This window comes from Streptomyces sp. NPDC002643 (assembly GCF_053592555.1).
The window spans coordinates 357265-374415 of record NZ_JBSFVY010000001.1; the positions used below are offsets into that span (position 1 = coordinate 357265).

Here is a 17151-nt window from a genome sequence, read left to right on the forward strand (position 1 = left end):
CGGCCGTCCCGGTGAACGGGTGCCGCCCCGCTGGTGAGTTCGTGCCTCACCGGTGGGAGCAACCCGGGAGCGGGAACGGCTCAGGAGCGGCGGCGAGGCTTTCCGGCCTTGCCGCCGCTCTTCGCGTTGCCGGGCTTGGGATGACGGCCGCTGCCCCCTCGGGTGCTGCCGCCTTTCGCGGTCCCGGACTTGGTGGCCCCGCCCTTGGCGTTCTTGCCGGACGTCGGCTGGCGCCGGGCATCCGTGGACGAGGAGGGCCGCTTGGCCTTGGGCTGCCGTTTCTCCGCCGGGGGCTTGGGGCGTCCCCGTGAACTGTTGACCGTACGGCCCCGCACGATCCCGATGAAGTCCTCGACCATGTCGGTGGTGGCGTCCCGGGGCCAGGACAGGGCGACCCGGGACTCGGGGGCGTCCTCGACGGGACGGTAGGTGAGGTCCTTGCGGTGGTGGAGACGGGCCAGGGACTGCGGGACGACGAGCACTCCGATACCGGCCGCGACCAGTTCGATCGCGTCGGCGGTGGTCGCGGGGCGCTCGAAGGCGGGCTGTCCCGGGGGCCGCTCCCAGCCGAGGGTGTCGTCGAGGGGATGCAGCACGATCTCGTCGGCCAGATCCTCGGTGGAGATCTCGTCGACGGCCGCGACGACATGGTCCTTCGGGACCACGACCACCGTGGTCTCGGTGTAGAGGGGGATCGCGCTGAGGTCGTCCGCGTCCACCGGGAGCCGTACGAACCCGGCGTCGGCGGCACCGCCCCGCAGCACCCCGAACGCCTCCGCGGCGGTCACCTGGGTGAGGACGAGGGGGATGTCGGGCAACCGCTCGTTCCAGATCCGCACCCACTTGGCGGGCGTCACTCCCGGGACATGAGCGAGCCGGAACGAGGGGGAAGCATCCGAGCCAGTCACACCCCAAGGCTAAACGGTCACGACCGGGCGCCCGATCGCCACCGGTCCACCGGTCCGCCGGCCCGCCCCCTCGTCCCCGCTGTCGGCCGTGGTCGGCGATGGCCCCCGCCCTCGTTACCCTTGACGGCATGACGACGCAGCAGACCGCCCAGACCATGAAGCCCGCGACCGCGGCGAAGAAGCTGGGTGTGTACCTCGAAGCCACTCCCGCCGAGTTCCGGGAGGGCGTCGTCTCGCGCGCCGAGCTGAACGCGCTCCAGACCGATCCGCCCGCCTGGCTGCGGGAACTGCGCAGCAACGGCCCGCACCCGCGTCCGGTGGTCGCGGCCAAGCTGGGCGTCTCCATCGCGGGCCTCGCGCGCGGCGGTGTCACCGAGGCCCTCACCACCGAGCAGATCGAGACGCTGAAGGACGACAACCCCGAGTGGCTCCAGCGCGAGCGCGCCACCCAGGCCGAGGTCCGCAAGGAAGGCGCCCGCATCAAGAAGCGGAACGCGGAGCGCGCGGCCCGCCAGGGCTGATCCCCATGGGGTCGCCCGATCCCCTGGGGTGGGTGGTCGGGTTCGCCGGGGTCGGCCTCGGACGTTCTCAGAGGGCGAGGACCGGCCGGGTGGACAGGTCCTCGTAGAGGTCGTCGCCGTCCTCCCCGTACACGAACTCGACCAGCCCGGGGTTGGCGTGGGCCGTGGCCAGCGGCAGCCAGCCCAGCAGACGGCCGTAGCCGCCGCACACCGACTCGCCGCCGTCACCGCCGCGCACCGAGGCATCGCCGGTGAGTTCGGAACTGTAGGTGTCATGGGCGATCCGCAGCCCGAAGGCGTTCGGCTCGTTGTGCGGGCCGGTGGGGTCCCCGTAGGGGATGCGGTCCAGGGGGCATTCGTCGCCCCACCGGAACAGGGTGTCCGCCCCGGCACCGCAGGCGTGTTCCCACTCGTCGGCCGTCGGCATCCGCAGGCCGCGCGCCGCGAGGACGCCCGGCATCTCGGCGGGCGGCTCCGTCAGATTCTCGGCCTCCACCGCCATGAGCAGGGTGGACAGGACGACCGTACGACGTGGGCTGAGCACCTTCGCGAGGTGGTCCCGCAGGTCGTCCGCGTAACCGAAGCCCTGCGCCAGGCTCTCGGCGTAGTCGGCGGTCTGCTCCGGCGTCGGCCGCCAGGCGCCCGCGTCGAAGCCGAGGGTCACCCGGCCGCCGGGTATCAGCGCGAACTCCTGCCCCGCCCGCTCGATCAGCGCCCGGTGCAGCGGGGCACCGAGATGCTCGACCGTCTCGACGCGTACGACTCGGCCCGCGACCGACTCGGCCGCCTGTTCGGCGATGCGCCGCGCGGTGGCGATGTCGAAAGAGCGCCATTCGGGGAGGGTGAGAGCGGCGAGAGTCATGGCGCGCAGTGTGGCACGCCGCCCACGAACAAATTCGGTTGCCCCGGCGGCTGCCCGTCCCGGCATGATGCCGACCGTGGATGTGGACGGGGACGGGGACCGGGGGAGTCACGGGCGGGTGCGGTTCGCGCTGATCAACACGGAGCACGGCCATGTCTGGGGTACGTGCGCGGAGGTGGAGGGACTGTTCGGCGAGCCCCGGCGGGGGATGTACGAGCTGTTCGGCTGGGTTCCCGAAGGGGAGCGGGGCGCCGGAGAGACCGACCGGGTCGGCGGGGACGGCAGCGCCGAGCCGCACGGCTGGGTCGGTGACCGGGTGTGGCTGGTGGCGGCGGACGAACCGGCCAGGTCGGATGAACCGGCCAGGTCGGACGACCCGTTCGCGGCGGACTGTCCGGAGCACTGGCTCATCGAGGGCGCGGTGAGCCTCGGGACGCACCCGGGGACGGACGGCCTCCTGCTCACCGGCCTCGACGACCATCTGGGCCCGCCCGAGGGATACCGGGGTGCCGTACGCGTCCACGACGAGCGCCGGTGGCTTGGCTCCTGCCGGGAGTTCGCCCGCGTCCTGCCGCCCCGGCGGGCCGAACCCCCGCTCGTGCTGCGCGGGCTCGCGCCGGGGGAGGAGTTGCGGCAGGCCCTGGCGAAGGGCACCCGGCGGGCGCTGCAGCTGGAGCAGGTCTCCCTGGAGGTGTACGACGACCGGGGGGAGCCCCTCACCGACCGTCTCTTCTGGGGCAGGGTCCGCGCCTGGCGCCCCTCCTCCCTCACCACCGCCCCCGGCGCGGATCTGATCGACCTGGAGCTGGACGGGGAGTTCTTCACGCCCGTACCGGAGTATGTCCGGCCCCTCTGGGAGCGATGGTTCGGCGGGCCGCCCAAGGCCCTCGGCGCCTGGGCCGGGCTCGACACCCGTAGGCGCGAGGCATGGCTCACGCTCGTCCGGGAGCGGGCGTGCCGACCCGTCCCGCGCGAGGACCGGCCGGCCGGTCACGCGTACGAACTCGACGGACGGCACATCACCGACGTCCCCGGCTTCCATCTGGCCCTCGGAGAGGCGGTGAACGGCCCCGGCGGCTACTTCGGCGGCTGCCTGGCCGCCACCGACGACTGTCTGCGGGGCACCTTCGGCTACACCGCCCCCGCGACCCTGCTCTGGCGGGACTCCGCGGTCGCCCGCAGGCATCTCTCCCGGGCCCTGACGTCGGACGGCGTCCCCTACGACCTGTTCGCCGAGATCCAGGAGACCCTGGCCGAGGGCGGCATGGACGTCACCCTGGGGTGAGGACGCCCTGGGGTGAGGACCCCTTGGTATGAGCCGCCGACCGCGCGGCCGGTCCGGCGGCTACTCCGGCAGTGGCCGGTCGTCCACGACGTGCTTCATCACGAGCGTGGAGGTCAGCCGCTGCACACCGGGCAGCGTGGCCAGCTTCTCGTCGTACAGCCGCTGGTAGGCGGCCAGGTCGGCGGTCGCGACCCGGAGGAGGTAGTCGGGCTCGCCGAACAGCCGCTGGGCCTGGATGACATGGGGGACGGCGGCCACGGCCTCCTCGAACGCGGCGACGGTCTCACGGTCCTCCCAGCGCATGGTGACGAAGACCAGCGCCTCGAAGTTCAGGCCGACGGCGGCCGGTTCGACGACCGCGCGATAGCCACGGATCGCGCCCTCGCGTTCGAGGTCGCGCAGCCGCCGATGGCAGGGCGACACACTCAGCCGCACCCGCGCGGCCAGCTCGGTGACCGTGAGGGAGGACGGTCGATGGACCCGACGGTCGTGGCGGCCTTTGTGGCGGTGGATCTGCTGCTGGTGTTCACCCCCGGGCGCGGACTGGGCCTACGCGATCTCGGCGGGACTGAGGGACCGCTCGGTCGTGCCCGCGGTCGCCGGGCTGATGGCCGGGTACGCGGGGTACACGCTGCTGGCGGTGGCCGGGCTGGTGGTGATCGTGGCGAGTTCGGCGACGGTGCTCACCGCGCTGACCGTGGCCGGGGCCGGTTATCTGATGTGGCTGGGCTGGGGTGTGCTGACGCGGCCGGCGGTACTGGGTGCCGCCGAGGAGCCCCTGGCCTCGTCGCCCCGCCGGATCATGCTCAAGGGGGCCGGGATCAGCGGCCTCAACCCCAAGGCCCTGCTGCTGTACTTCTCGCTGTTCCCGCAGTTCATCGACTCCACCGGGGGCTGGCCCGTCGCCGCGCAGACGGGGCTGCTGGGCGCCCTCCACATGACGGCCTGCGCCCTGGTCTATCCGGGCGTCGGCGTACTGGCCCGCACGGTACTGCGGACCCGGCCGTCGGCGGCCCGGACGGTCACCAGGGCCTCCGGCGCCATGATGATCTTCATCGGCGGCTTCCTGCTCGCGGAGCGCCTGGCCGCCTGACGAGCAGCCCCGTCGCGGGGACGGGATCTGGCGAAAAACCATGGGCGCACCGGCGGCAACTGGCCAGACTGTCGCCCATGCGCTCGAACGACTGGCACCTCACCGATGACCTCGACACCTTCCTCACCCGCACCCGGGATTTCCTGCGCTCGCGTCCCGCCCTGCACAACACGCCGCTGACCACGGCCGAGACGCTGCGCACGCGCGGGATGAAGGCGTTCGGCGAGGGAGACTCGCTCCTCGGCTGGCTGGAGCGAGGGGGAGAGGTCACCGCCGTGTTCTACAGCCTGCCCTCCCGTGTGCTGAGCCTCACCTCCCTGTCCGTCGAGGAGGCCGACTCCCTGGCCGCGCACCTGGACGGGCTCGGCCACACGTTCCCCGGCGTCGGCGGGGAACGCGACACCGCTCTCGCCTTCGCCGAGGCATGGCGCAAGCACACCGGCGCGACGCCGACGCTCCGCCAGCCGTACCACCTGTACCGGCTCGGCACGCTCACCCCGCCGGAGCCGTTCCCGGAGGGCCGGGGCCGATTGGCGGGCGCGCGGGACCGTGAGCAGCTCTTCCGATTCCTCGGCGAGTTCCTCACGGCCGTCGGAGAGGCCCCTGGCTTCGTCGACGCCGACACCTGGGCCGGATCACGTTTCGCGGAGAAGCACTTCACGTTCTGGGAGACCCCGGACGGCACCCCGGTCTCCCTCGCCGGCTCGACCTCGATGATCGGCGGCATGGTCCGGGTGGACCCCGTCTACACCCCGGTCCACCTCCGGGGGCGCGGCTACGCGGGCGCCGTCTCGGCCGAGGTGACCAGGGCCGCGCTGGAGGCGGGCGCGACCGACGTCGTTCTTTACGCCGACCCGGCCAACCCCACCAGCAACGCCCTCTACCAGCGCCTCGGATACGAACTGCTCGCCCACTGGTCCGCGTACGACTTCACACCCGCCGCCGCGAACACGGACTGAGCCGGGGGGACTGCCTAGAGGCGCTCAGTCGAGACAGAACTCGTTGCCCTCGATGTCCTGCATCACGATGCACGACTCGTTGACGCCATCGGCACGCATGACGCGCACGCACACCGCGCCGAGCGCGACCAGCCTCGCGCACTCGGCCTCCAGCGTGGCCAGGCGCTCCTCGCCCACGAGCCCGGTACCGGCCCGCACATCCAGATGCACCCGGTTCTTGACGACCTTGCCTTCGGGAACGCGCTGGAAGAGCAGTCGCGGGCCGACCCCCGAGGGGTCGACGCATGCGAACCACACACCCTGGTTCTCGGGCGGCAGCGTGCGATCGTAATCGTCCCAGGAATCGAACCCCTCCGGCGGCGGCGGTACGACGTACCCCAACACCTCGCACCAGAAACGAGCGACGCGCTCGGGTTCCGCGCAGTCGAAGGTGACTTGGAACTTCTTGATCGATGCCATTGGGGCACCGTAACGGGGGGTGGGGGACCCTGTCGCCGCGATTTACACCTGCCCGGAGGCCCCCTGGATCACCGATTGCATAAACGTGCAGCGAAACGTATAGTCATGCCATTCAGGAGGAGGATTCCATGGCGGTACGTGCTGCGGTTGCGGGGGCGAGTGGTTATGCGGGCGGGGAGGTGCTGCGGCTGCTGCTCGCGCACCCCGAGGTCGAGATCGGGGCGCTGACCGGGAACTCGAACGCGGGACAGCGGCTCGGCGCGCTGCAACCGCATCTGCTGCCGCTCGCCGACCGCATACTCCAGGAGACCACGGCCGAGGTGCTCACGGGCCATGACGTGGTGTTTCTCGCACTGCCCCACGGCCAGTCCGCCGCCGTCGCCGAGCAGCTCGGCCCGGATGTCCTCGTCGTCGACATGGGCGCCGACTTCCGGCTGAAGGACGCCGCCGACTGGGAGCGCTTCTACGGCTCGCCCCACGCCGGTACCTGGCCCTACGGCCTTCCCGAACTGCCGGGTGCCCGCGCCGCGCTGGAGGGGTCCAAGCGCATCGCGGTACCCGGTTGCTACCCCACGGCCATCACCCTCGCCCTCTTCCCGGCGTACGCGGCCGGTCTCGCCGAGAACGAGGCCGTGATCGTCGCCGCGTCCGGAACCTCCGGCGCGGGCAAGGCGGCCAAGCCCCATCTGCTGGGCTCCGAGGTGATGGGCAACATGTCGCCGTACGGCGTCGGCGGCGGCCACCGGCACACCCCCGAGATCGTCCAGAACCTCAGCGGGGCGGCGGACGAGCCGGTCTCCGTCTCCTTCACCCCGACCCTCGCCCCCATGCCCCGAGGCATCCTCGCCACCTGCTCCGCCAAGGCCAGGCCCGGCGTCACCGCCGAGTCCGTGCGCGCCGCGTACGAGAAGGCTTTCGCCGACGAGCCGTTCGTCCACCTCCTCCCGGAGGGGCAGTGGCCCGCGACGGCGTCCGTCTACGGTTCGAACGCCGTTCAGGTGCAGGTGGCGTACGACGGGTCCGTGGGCAGGATCATCGCGATCAGCGCCATCGACAACCTCACCAAGGGCACCGCCGGTGGCGCCCTGCAGAGCATGAACATCGCCCTCGGCCTGGACGAGGCCACGGGCTTGACGACGATCGGAGTTGCGCCGTGAGCGTGACGGCAGCGAAAGGATTCACGGCGGCGGGTATCGCCGCCGGGATCAAGGAGAACGGCAACCCCGACCTGGCCCTCGTGGTCAACACCGGGCCCCGCCTCGCCGCCGCGGGCGTCTTCACCTCCAACCGGGTGAAGGCCGCGCCGGTGCTGTGGTCCGAGCAGGTCCTCAAGGGCGGCCGGGTGTCGGCCGTCGTCCTCAACTCCGGTGGCGCCAACGCCTGTACGGGCCCCAAGGGCTTCCAGGACACCCACGCCACCGCCGAGAAGGCCGCCGACGTCCTCGGGCTGAACGCCGCCGAGGTCGCCGTCGCCTCCACCGGCCTCATCGGCGTACTGCTCCCCATGGACAAGCTGCTGCCGGGCGTCGACACGGCCGCCGCGCAGCTGTCCGAGCACGGCGGTGAGAAGGCCGCCATCGCCATCAAGACCACCGACACCGTGCACAAGACGGCGGTCGTGACGAAGGACGGGTGGACCGTCGGGGGGATGGCCAAGGGCGCCGGCATGCTCGCGCCCGGCCTCGCCACCATGCTCGTCGTCCTCACCACCGACGCGGCCCTCGACGGCGACGTACTGGACAAGGCCCTGCGCGCCGCCACCCGTAGGACCTTCGACCGGGTCGACTCCGACGGCTGTATGTCCACCAACGACACCGTGCTGCTGCTCGCCTCCGGTGCCGCCGAAGTCACCCCGGAATACGAGGAGTTCGCCGAGGCCGTACGGCAGGTCTGCGACGACCTCGGTCAGCAGCTCATCCGGGACGCCGAGGGCGCCAGCAAGGACATCAAGGTCGAGGTCGTGAACGCCGCGACCGAGGACGACGCCGTCGAGGTGGGCCGCTCCATCGCCCGCAACAACCTCCTCAAGTGCGCCATCCACGGCGAGGACCCCAACTGGGGCCGTGTCCTGTCCGCCATCGGTACGACATCCGCCGCCTTCGAGGCCGACCGTCTCAACGTCGCCATCAACGGCGTCTGGGTCTGCAAGAACGGCGGCGTCGGCGAGGACCGCGACCAGGTCGACATGCGCTACCGCGAGGTGCACATCGTCGCCGACCTCGCCGCCGGGTCCGAGACCGCCACCATCTGGACCAACGACCTCACCGCAGACTACGTCCACGAGAACAGCGCCTACTCCTCATGAGCACCACGCGGAAGCACACCGCCCTCCCCAAGGCCCAGATCCTCATCGAAGCGCTGCCCTGGCTGACCCGCCACAACGGCAAGACGGTCGTCATCAAGTTCGGCGGCAACGCCATGATCGACGAGGACCTGAAGGCCGCCTTCGCCCAGGACGTCGTCTTCCTGCGCCACGCCGGCCTCAACGTCGTCGTCGTGCACGGCGGCGGCCCGCAGATCAGCGCCGCCCTCGACAAGCACGGCATCGTCAGCGAGTTCAAGGCCGGCCTCCGGGTCACCACCGAGGACGCCATGGACGTCGTACGCATGGTGCTCGCCGGACAGGTGCAGCGCGAGCTGGTCGGGCTGCTCAACCAGCACGGCCCGCTCGCCGTCGGACTCACCGGCGAGGACGCGCACACCATCACCGCCACCAAGCACCAGCCCGAGATCGACGGCGAACTCGTCGACATCGGACGGGTGGGCGAGATCACCGCGATCGACACGGGCGCCATCGAGGCCCTGCTCGCCGACGGCCGTATCCCGGTCGTCTCGTCGATCGCCCGCAGCCAGGACGCCTCCGACAAAGGGGGCCAAGTGTACAACGTCAACGCCGACACGGCGGCCGCCGCACTCGCCGCCGCGCTGGGCGCCGAGACCCTCATGGTCCTCACCGACGTCGAGGGCCTCTACGAGGACTGGCCCAACTCCGACGAGGTGATCAGCCGCCTCACCGCCTCCCAACTGGAGAAGCTGCTGCCGGAGTTGTCCTCCGGCATGGTGCCGAAGATGGAGGGCTGTCTGCACGCCGTACGGGGCGGCGTCCAGACCGCCCGTGTCATAGACGGCCGGGTCCAGCACTCGATCCTGCTGGAGATCTTCACCGACGAAGGCATCGGCACGATGGTCGTGCCCGACGCCACAGAACAGGGGGACGCAGAATGACCGAGACCGCGAATAACGCAGAGCTGACCCAGCGGTGGCAGGGCTCGCTCATGAACAACTACGGCACCCCCAGGCTCCCCCTGGTCCGCGGTGAGGGAAGCCGGCTGTGGGACGCCGACGGCAAGGAGTACGTCGACTTCGTCGGCGGTATCGCCGTCAACGCGCTCGGCCACGCCCACCCGGCGATCGTCGAGGCCGTCAGCACGCAGATCGCCTCCCTCGGCCACGTCTCGAATCTCTTCATCGCCGAGCCGCCCGTCGCCCTCGCCGAACGGCTCCTGGCGCACTTCGGCCGGGACGGCAAGGTCTACTTCTGCAACTCCGGCGCCGAGGCCAACGAGGGCGCCTTCAAGATCGGCCGGCTCACCGGGCGGACCCACATGGTCGCCACCGAGGGTGGCTTCCACGGCCGGACCATGGGCGCCCTCGCCCTCACCGGCCAGCCCGGCAAGCAGGACGGCTTCCACCCGCTGCCCGGCGACGTCACCCACGTCCCGTACGGCGACGCGCAGGCCCTCGCCGCCGCCGTCACCGAGGACACCGCGCTCGTCGTCATCGAGCCGATCCAGGGCGAGAAGGGTGTGGTCGTCCCGCCCCCCGGCTATCTGAAGGCGGCGCGGGCGATCACGGCGGCCACGGGCTCCCTGCTCGTCCTCGACGAGGTGCAGACCGGCATCGGGCGGACCGGACACTGGTTCGAGTACCAGGCGCACGAGGGTGTCCTCCCGGACGTCGTCACCCTCGCCAAGGGCCTCGGCGGCGGACTCCCGCTCGGCGCGACGGTCGCCTTCGGCCGGGCGGCGGAGCTGTTGAAGCCCGGCCAGCACGGTACGACGTTCGGCGGCAACCCCATCGCCTGCGCCGCCGGGCTCGCCGTCCTGGAGACCATCCAGACGGAAGGCCTCCTGGAGAACGTCAAGCGGCAGAGCGAGCGCCTGAGGGACGGGATCGAGTCGCTCGGCCACCCCTTGATCAGCCATGTCCGTGGCGCCGGTCTACTCCTCGGTATCGTGCTCACCGAGCCGCTCGCGCCCCAGGCGCAACAGGCGGCTCAGGACGCCGGTCTCCTGGTGAACGCGCCCGCCCCCGATGTCGTACGGCTCATGCCGGCGCTCAACATCGGCGACACCGAGGTGGACGCCCTCCTCCAGGCACTGCCGGGCGTCCTGGACGCGGTCAGCGGGGCCGACGCGGCCGACGGGGCCGAGGGGGACTGATGAGCCGGGGGAACCGGGGAATGGGACGACGACGATGAGTCAGGCGCAGGAGCACGACCAGGCGGGGCCCGCCGTGCCGCAGACCCGCACGGCACGGCATCGGCGGATCGTCGACATCCTCAACCGGCAACCCGTGCGGTCGCAGAGCCAGTTGGCGAAGCTGCTGTCCGACGACGGGCTGAGCGTCACCCAGGCGACGCTCAGCCGGGACCTGGACGAGCTCAACGCGGTGAAGATCCGCAACAACGACGGCGACCTCATCTACGCGGTGCCCAGCGAAGGGGGTTTCCGTACGCCCCGGGCGCCGCTGGGGGAGTCGGCCAAGGAGGAGCGGATGCGCCGCCTCTCCGCCGAGCTGCTGATCTCGGCGGAGGCCTCGGCGAACCTCGTCGTGCTCCGTACGCCGCCGGGTGCCGCCCAGTTCCTGGCGTCGGCCATCGACCAGGCGGAACTGCACGATGTGCTGGGCACCATCGCCGGTGACGACACGCTGCTGTTGATCAGCCGCGATCCGGTGGGCGGGCAGGCATTGGCCGACCATCTGCTGCGATTGGCTTCCCAGAACGGGCATTGAGGGACTGAGGGACGGCTGGGGGGGAGGGGTGCTTGCGGGGATCGGCCGACTGCGGGTCCGTCGTGGCTGGTCGCGCAGTTCCCCGCGCCCCTATTAATGCTGGGCCCAGTTGCCACAGCTGCCCTACCCAACTGCGGGCAGGCGCGCCGCTAGGGGCGGGCGCCCATCCCAAAGAGAGCGGCACCCTGCGAGCGCCGGTAAGCGAGACCCCGGCCCAGCTCAGCATCAGCGCCGGGTCACCTTCCGCCCCCGGCCCAGCCCTCCCCGCTCAACCCAATCGCGCCGCCAGCCCCCCGGTGCACCGCACCTCATCCCCGGCAGTGATCAGCAACGCCTCCGTGTCCGGCAACGCCTCCAACCACGCCAACGCCTGCCGCGACCCCATCGCGAACGCGGCGGTCGCCCAACAGTCCGCCCAGGTCAGCCGAGGCGCGACCACCGTCACCGACACCAGATCCGTCACCGCCGACTTACCGGTACGAGGGTCGACGATATGGGCCCCCCGCTCCGCCGTACCCGACGTCGCCACCGCCAGCCGATCCGCCCCGGCGGCCGTGACGACCGCCGCCAAACCCCCCGGCCGCAGCGGGTCCGCGACCCCCACCCGCCACGGCCGATCCGGCCCGGGCACACCGCACAACTGCACATCGCCGCCCCCGTTGACACTCACCCCGGCCGCCCCGGCGGCGACCAGCCGGAGCGCGGCACGCTCGGTGGCCCACCCCTTCACCAGCCCCGTCGGATCGAAGCGGCCCTCGTACGTCGCGCTGAACCACCCGTCACTCAACCGCTCCGCCTCGGCACACAGTCGAAGCACCTCGGCGACCTCGGGATCGCACTCCTCGATCGTCAACTCCCCCCGGTCCAGCCGGGAGATCTGACTGTTCTCGCGGTACGTGCTGAACACCTTGTCCACGGTGTGCAACCCGGCCACCGCCTCGTCCAGCGCGGCCCTGACCGCCTCGGGCTCGCCTCCCCGGATGTCGAACGAGAAGACAGTGCCCATGGCCTCCTCGACATGCCGCAACTGGGACGGCCCGGCCGCACCACCGGCTCCCGTCGCCCCACCTGCCCCGGCCGTTCCGGAGGGTTCGGCCACCGGCTCAGCCCGCCTGGTCGAGCGCGGACTGGAGGGATTCCTTGTACCCGGCACTGGTGTAAGTGGCGCCCGAGACAGCATCGATGTCAGCGCTCCCTGCCGCGACGGCGTTCTGGTTGAGCTGGGGGATGGCGGTGCCGCTGATCTGGTCGCTGCGACCACCGGTCGGCTGCTGCACCGCCTCGGAGGCCGTGATCTTGCCCCCGCTGACGGTCACCCGGACCTGCACCGGCCCGTAATCGGTCTGCACGGCGCTACCGGTGAGCACCTGCGTACCCGTCGACTGCCCGGTCCCGGACCCGGCCTCTGCCTCTGACCCGGAGTCCTGCGCACCACCGCCCGCCTCCGCCGAACCCGACCCGGACCCCGAGCCCTGAGCGGCGCCCGCCTGGTCGATGGCGGACTGCAGCGACTCCTTGTATCCGGCGCTGGTGTAGGTGGCGCCCGATACGGCGTCGATCTCGGCCGAACTCGCCGCCATGGCGGCCTGGTTGAGCTTGGGGATGGCGGTGCCGCTGATCTGGTCGCTGCGTCCGCCCGTCGGCTGCTGCACCGCCTCGGCAGCCGTGATCTTGCCCCCGCTGACCGTGATCCGGACCTGCACCGGCCCGTAGTCGGTCTGGACGGTGGTCCCCGTGAGCACCTGCGTACCCGAGCCCTGAGCGGCGCCCGCCTGGTCGATGGCGGACTGGAGGGACTCCTTGTATCCGGCGCTGGTGTAGGTGGCGCCCGATACGGCGTCGATCTCGGCCGAACTCGCCGCGACGGCGGCCTGGTTGAGCTTGGGGATGGCGGTGCCGCTGATCTGGTCGCTGCGTCCGCCGGTCGGCTGCTGTACCGCCTCGGCGGTCGTGATCTTGCCGCCGTTGACCGTGATCCGGACCTGGACGGGGCCGTAGTCCGTCTGCACGGCGTTACCCGTGAGGGTCTGGGCACCGGCCGCCACCCCGCCCTGGGCCGAAGGCGCGCCCCCCGCCGCTCCGGCCTGTACCGATCCCGCCGGGTCCGAGGCCGGCTTCAACGACAGCAGCAGCACGATGCCGGACACGGTGGCGGCGGTGGCGAGCAGGGTCCGCCGGATGGGGTGACTCTTCTTCATCGCTCCTTCAGCTCCTGTGAAGTGTGAAGTGTGAGGGGCACTTGGGCAGGGGGAGGTGGGCAGGGGCAGGCGAGTGGGGGGTGGGGCTCCGCGCCCCGGGGTCACATCTCGAACGACTCGTGGTGGATGCGCCGGGTCGGTACGCCCGCGCCGCGCAGCGCCTCGTACACGCCCTGGGCGAAGCCGGGCGGCCCGCACAGGAAGACGTCATGGCGCTCGATGTCGGGGATCTTGCGGCGCAGGCTCTCCGCCGAGATGTCCGGGCGCTCGCCCTCGGGGCTGTTCACCGCGTACATCAGGCGTGCCCCGCGCTCCTCGGCGATCTGCGCCAGCTCGTCCCAGAGGGCCAGGTCCTGGGTGCTGTTGGCCCGGTAGAGCAGGGTCAGATCACCGGCCGCGCCGGGCAGCGTCTCGAACAGGGCCCTCATCGGGGTGATGCCCACACCGCCGGCCACCAGCAGCACCTTGCCCCGGCTGCGCTTGTCGGCCGTCAGCGCCCCGTACGGGCCCTCGGCCCACACCCGGGTGCCGGGCTCCAGGTCACGCAGGGCCGAGCTGTGGTCGCCGATCGCCTTGACGGTGATACGCAGCATGTTGGGGCGGGGCGCGGCGGACAGGGAGTACGGGTGCGAGCTGAACCGCATCCCGGGCGCCAGGAACCGCCAGCGGAAGAACTGTCCGGCCTCCGCGCCCATCCGGTGCAGCTTGCGCCCGCTCATCAGCACCGAGACGATGCCCGGCGACTCCTCGATGACCGCCTCGACCCGCAGCCGGTGGCGCATGTTGAGCCGGATCGGGGTGAGCACGCGGTACCAGAGCACCAGCGCGGTCACCGACCCGTACAGCGCGTACCAGGCGGTCTTGGCGACCGGGGTGACCGCGAACTCGTTGCCGGTGGAGAGCTGGTGCCAGAAGGTCAGGAACGTCGCCGCGTACGTCAGCAGATGCGTGTGGTACCAGAGGTCGTACGGAATCCGCTTGCGCACCGGGCCGATGGAGATCAGCCCGATGAGCACCAGCAGACCGGTGCCGATGGCGGCCTTGCCCATGTCCGGCAGCTGATTGATCGAGTCGATCGTCTGCTGGAGGACGTCGGCGGCGGTGAGCCCGGCCTGGAGGGTGTACCCGTACATCGTGAGGACCACGTGCGCGACGACCAGACAGAGCGTGTAGCGACCGGTCATCGCGTGCCAGCGGGCCACCCGGTCCGAGCCGACCCGGCGCTCCAGGGCGGGCACCCGCGCCATCTGCAGCACCACCAGCGCCATCAGATACCCGGCGAGCAGCCCGGTGATCCGTCCGGCGTTGGTGAACTGGCTGCCCTGGTCGGCGATGGACGGGGTGCTGTCCCACCACAACCACACCACACCGGCAGCGCCTGCCCAGAACAGAAGCAGCAGGGGGACTGCGGGGGAGCGACGAGGTCGGATGCGGCGCATCGTCTGGCGCCTCGCGGCGCGACCTCCGGCGATCGTGGACACGGTTCCTCCGTGGTGGGCTGGACCCTTGGCCCACACGTACGTGCAGGAAGCGCCGCGTGTTCAACGCCCGAATCAACCGACTCGCGAAACCTGGGGTTCCGCTTCGACGGAGGGCCCGACCGCCCTGGCGGAGGCCGCGACCGGCCTCGGTGAGGCCCCGACCGGCCCGGCCCCGGCTCAGGCCGCGGGACGATCGGCCTCAGGTCACGTGACGGCCAACCGGACGTCGCGGGGGCGGGAGGGAGGCCTAGGGCCGGTTCGGGTGGTGGCCGAGGGACGGTCGGACGGAGGCCGAGAGATGGTCGGGCGGAGGTTGTGGGCCGATTCGGACGGAGGCCGAGAGATGGTCGGGCGGAGGTTGTGGGCCGGTTCGGACGGAGGCCGAAGCCGGCTGGACGGAGGTCGCGACACGGTCCCGCCGCGGTCGCGCGGCGGTGGGACGGGTGCCACGGTATGGCCGGACGGAGGCTGACGGCCGACCGGGCGGAGGTCGCTCGACGGCCGGGCGGGGACCGGGTGGCGGTCGCGCAGGGGTCGGCCGGGTGGGTCAGGCCGGGGACGGCGGCAGTGGCAGCGGCAGGCCCGGGAGCCCGTCCAGGCTGGTTCCGATGTGCTCCTTGGAGCAGAAGTATGCGTTCAACGACTCGTCGTCCTCGCGCGCGAAGCGCCGCCCGTGGAGGTCCCGGTCCTCGTCGTACGTCATGAGCGGCACCGCGTAGCCGCAGCTGTCCCGGATGCGCTCGGCGTGGACCACGACGATCGCGCGCAGCCCGTGCGGCGTCGGGTCGATGTCCGGGAAGCGGGCGAGGAGTTCCTTGAAGCGTGGGTCGTCACGGAGGACGGCCTCGCCCTTGCCGTGCACCCGCACGATGTTGGGCGGCCCCTGGAAGGCGCACCACATGAGTGTGATCCGGCCGTTCTCCCGCAGATGCGCGACCGTCTCCGCGTTGGACCCGGCGAAGTCCAGGTATGCGACGGTCAGTTCGTCGAGGATCACGAAGGAGCCCTTGAGCCCCTTGGGGGAGAGGTTGACCGTGCCGTCGGCGGAGAGCGGCGCCGTGGCGGTGAAGAACAGGGGCTGCGCCTCGATGAACGTACGCAGGCGGCCGTCTATGCGCTCGTAAGTCTTTCCCATGTCTAACGATTATTGACCCGAACGAACTCCGGGTGGACCCCATTTTCTGGGTCCACCCGGAATCAGGTCTTCCATGGCCGCCCCGGCCGGCGCGCGGGGCGGCCACGGCCCCTGTCGCTCACACGGAGCGCAGGAGGTCGGGCTTCAGCGGCTGTGCTCGCCGGGGGTGCCGACTCGGTGGTGCTCACGCGGAGGTGCTCACCGGAGATGCCGACTCGATAGTGGTCGCTCGGTAGTGCTCGCTCGGAAGCGCTCAGCCGGAGGTGCTCACTGGTTGAGCTGGCACGGGGCGAGCGCCTCCAGGCCCTCGGGCTTGTCGGCGACGCGGCCGATGGCGGTCTCGATGCGGTTCAGGGCGGCGACGCGCTTGTCCTCCAGGGGTCCGAGGATGGCGTTCTGGACGAAGTTGGGGCCGCCCTGGCCGACGGTGTCGATGAGGCGCTGGTTGGCCTCCTGGATCTGGGTGTCCAGCTGGGCGAGGTTACGGTCGACCTCGGCCTGCGCGGCGGCCGGAACCTCCGGGAGCTGGCTCTCGACCTCGGGGCAGGTGATGGTGCCCGCCGCACCGGCGTTGCCCGCGTCACCCGCGTCGTCGGCACCCTCGCCCGCCTGCTCGCCGGCGTCGGCCTCCTCGCCCGCGCCCGCCGCGGCACCGGCGTCCGCCTCTTCGGTCGGCTCCACGGTGGCCCCCGCCCCCGCACCGGCGTCCGCCTCCTCGCCGGCCCCGGCCGCACCACCCTGGACCAGCTCGCACGGGGCGAGCGCCTCCAGGCCCTCGGGCTTGTCGGCGACGCGGCCGATGGCGGTCTCGATACGGTTCAGAGCGGCGACGCGCTTGTCCTCCAGAGGGCCGAGGATGGCGTTCTGGACGAAGTTGGGGCCGCCCTGGCCGACGGTGTCGATCAGACGCTGGTTGGCCTCCTGGATCTGCGTCTGCAGCTGGGCGAGGTTGCTGTCGACCTCGGCCTGCGCGGCGGCGGGGATCTCCGGCAGGCTCCCCTCGACCGCCGGGCAGGAGATGGTGCCCGGCGAGGCACCCGCCGCCGCGTCCGCACCGTTGTTGGCGCCTTCCCCGGCGAGGGCGGAACCGGCGATGACCGCTCCGGACAACACGACCGCGGCGGCGCCGCCGATGATCCCTACGCGACGCTTGTTGTACTTAGGAAGAGCCCTGGACATGCGGATGCCTCACTCGGGTCGGGTGGTCGTTGTTTACAAACGCGGCGCCTGCGTT

General features: G+C 71.5%; 17 protein-coding genes and 1 pseudogene. 9 read left to right on the forward strand and 9 right to left on the reverse strand.

Annotation, left to right across the window (positions count from 1 at the left end; genetic code table 11):
* Positions 1–80: 80 nt before the first annotated feature.
* Positions 81–908 carry a LysR substrate-binding domain-containing protein gene (locus ACWD4G_RS01550; protein WP_451290060.1) on the reverse strand — a complete coding sequence of 276 codons (828 nt, stop codon included), beginning with the start codon at positions 906–908 and terminating at the stop codon, positions 81–83.
* A gap of 128 nt (positions 909–1036) precedes the next feature.
* Between ACWD4G_RS01550 and ACWD4G_RS01555 the strand changes: the two genes are divergently transcribed.
* Positions 1037–1429 carry a DUF5997 family protein gene (locus tag ACWD4G_RS01555; RefSeq protein ID WP_451290061.1) on the forward strand — a complete coding sequence of 131 codons (393 nt, stop codon included), beginning with the start codon at positions 1037–1039 and terminating at the stop codon, positions 1427–1429.
* Between the two features lie 67 nt (positions 1430–1496).
* Here ACWD4G_RS01555 and ACWD4G_RS01560 read toward each other — a convergent pair whose 3' ends face one another.
* Complete coding sequence (locus tag ACWD4G_RS01560; RefSeq protein WP_451290062.1) at positions 1497–2291, reverse strand: hypothetical protein; 795 nt, start codon at positions 2289–2291, stop codon at positions 1497–1499.
* A gap of 64 nt (positions 2292–2355) precedes the next feature.
* On the opposite strand from ACWD4G_RS01560, the gene ACWD4G_RS01565 reads away from it, so the two are divergent.
* Entirely contained in the window at positions 2356–3576 is a 1221-nt protein-coding gene (locus tag ACWD4G_RS01565; RefSeq protein WP_451290063.1) for a barstar family protein, read from the forward strand.
* A 60-nt stretch (positions 3577–3636) separates the two neighbouring features.
* Here ACWD4G_RS01565 and ACWD4G_RS01570 read toward each other — a convergent pair whose 3' ends face one another.
* Positions 3637–4089, reverse strand: a complete 453-nt coding sequence (locus tag ACWD4G_RS01570) for an Lrp/AsnC family transcriptional regulator (RefSeq protein ID WP_451290278.1) — start codon at positions 4087–4089, stop codon at positions 3637–3639.
* Here ACWD4G_RS01570 and ACWD4G_RS01575 point away from each other — a divergent pair.
* Together ACWD4G_RS01575 and ACWD4G_RS01580 are read left to right on the forward strand one after the other, a co-directional pair.
* Positions 4051–4669 (forward strand): annotated as a pseudogene (locus tag ACWD4G_RS01575) (LysE family translocator). The gene ACWD4G_RS01570 and the pseudogene ACWD4G_RS01575 overlap by 39 nt on opposite strands.
* Before the next feature lie 77 nt (positions 4670–4746).
* Positions 4747–5628 carry a GNAT family N-acetyltransferase gene (locus ACWD4G_RS01580; protein WP_451290064.1) on the forward strand — a complete coding sequence of 294 codons (882 nt, stop codon included), beginning with the start codon at positions 4747–4749 and terminating at the stop codon, positions 5626–5628.
* A 24-nt stretch (positions 5629–5652) separates the two neighbouring features.
* On the opposite strand, the gene ACWD4G_RS01585 is transcribed toward ACWD4G_RS01580, so the two are convergent.
* The gene (locus tag ACWD4G_RS01585) at positions 5653–6087 is read right to left on the reverse strand and encodes a VOC family protein (RefSeq protein ID WP_451290065.1); all 435 of its coding nucleotides are present in this window, start codon (positions 6085–6087) and stop codon (positions 5653–5655) included.
* Positions 6088–6215: 128 nt separating this feature from the next.
* On the opposite strand from ACWD4G_RS01585, the gene argC reads away from it, so the two are divergent.
* The 5 genes from argC to ACWD4G_RS01610 are packed head-to-tail and all read left to right on the forward strand — an operon-like array spanning position 6216 to position 11103.
* On the forward strand, positions 6216–7244 hold the full coding sequence (gene argC, locus ACWD4G_RS01590) for an N-acetyl-gamma-glutamyl-phosphate reductase (RefSeq protein ID WP_451290067.1): 1029 nt from the start codon (positions 6216–6218) through the stop codon (positions 7242–7244).
* A complete protein-coding gene (argJ, locus tag ACWD4G_RS01595) occupies positions 7241–8392 on the forward strand; it encodes a bifunctional glutamate N-acetyltransferase/amino-acid acetyltransferase ArgJ (RefSeq protein ID WP_451290068.1) in 1152 nt (383 codons plus the stop codon). Before argC ends, argJ begins: the two co-directional genes overlap by 4 nt.
* The gene (argB, locus tag ACWD4G_RS01600) at positions 8389–9312 is read left to right on the forward strand and encodes an acetylglutamate kinase (protein ID WP_451290069.1); all 924 of its coding nucleotides are present in this window, start codon (positions 8389–8391) and stop codon (positions 9310–9312) included. Before argJ ends, argB begins: the two co-directional genes overlap by 4 nt.
* Positions 9309–10529: an acetylornithine transaminase gene (locus ACWD4G_RS01605; RefSeq protein ID WP_451290070.1), complete on the forward strand. Its 1221-nt coding sequence runs from the start codon at positions 9309–9311 to the stop codon at positions 10527–10529. Before argB ends, ACWD4G_RS01605 begins: the two co-directional genes overlap by 4 nt.
* A gap of 34 nt (positions 10530–10563) precedes the next feature.
* On the forward strand, positions 10564–11103 hold the full coding sequence (locus tag ACWD4G_RS01610) for an arginine repressor (protein WP_451290071.1): 540 nt from the start codon (positions 10564–10566) through the stop codon (positions 11101–11103).
* A 268-nt stretch (positions 11104–11371) separates the two neighbouring features.
* Here the strand turns inward: ACWD4G_RS01610 and ACWD4G_RS01615 are convergent, their stop codons facing one another.
* The 5 genes from ACWD4G_RS01615 to ACWD4G_RS01635 form a co-directional block, all read right to left on the reverse strand.
* Positions 11372–12109: an FAD:protein FMN transferase gene (locus ACWD4G_RS01615; RefSeq protein ID WP_451290072.1), complete on the reverse strand. Its 738-nt coding sequence runs from the start codon at positions 12107–12109 to the stop codon at positions 11372–11374.
* Positions 12110–12206: 97 nt separating this feature from the next.
* Positions 12207–13301 carry an FMN-binding protein gene (locus ACWD4G_RS01620; protein WP_451290074.1) on the reverse strand — a complete coding sequence of 365 codons (1095 nt, stop codon included), beginning with the start codon at positions 13299–13301 and terminating at the stop codon, positions 12207–12209.
* 101 nt (positions 13302–13402) lie between these two features.
* Positions 13403–14740, reverse strand: a complete 1338-nt coding sequence (locus ACWD4G_RS01625) for a ferredoxin reductase family protein (protein ID WP_451290279.1) — start codon at positions 14738–14740, stop codon at positions 13403–13405.
* Positions 14741–15329: 589 nt separating this feature from the next.
* Positions 15330–15917, reverse strand: a complete 588-nt coding sequence (locus ACWD4G_RS01630; protein ID WP_451290076.1) for a pyridoxamine 5'-phosphate oxidase family protein — start codon at positions 15915–15917, stop codon at positions 15330–15332.
* A 267-nt stretch (positions 15918–16184) separates the two neighbouring features.
* A complete protein-coding gene (locus tag ACWD4G_RS01635) occupies positions 16185–17096 on the reverse strand; it encodes a hypothetical protein (protein WP_451290077.1) in 912 nt (303 codons plus the stop codon).
* Positions 17097–17151 lie beyond the last annotated feature (55 nt).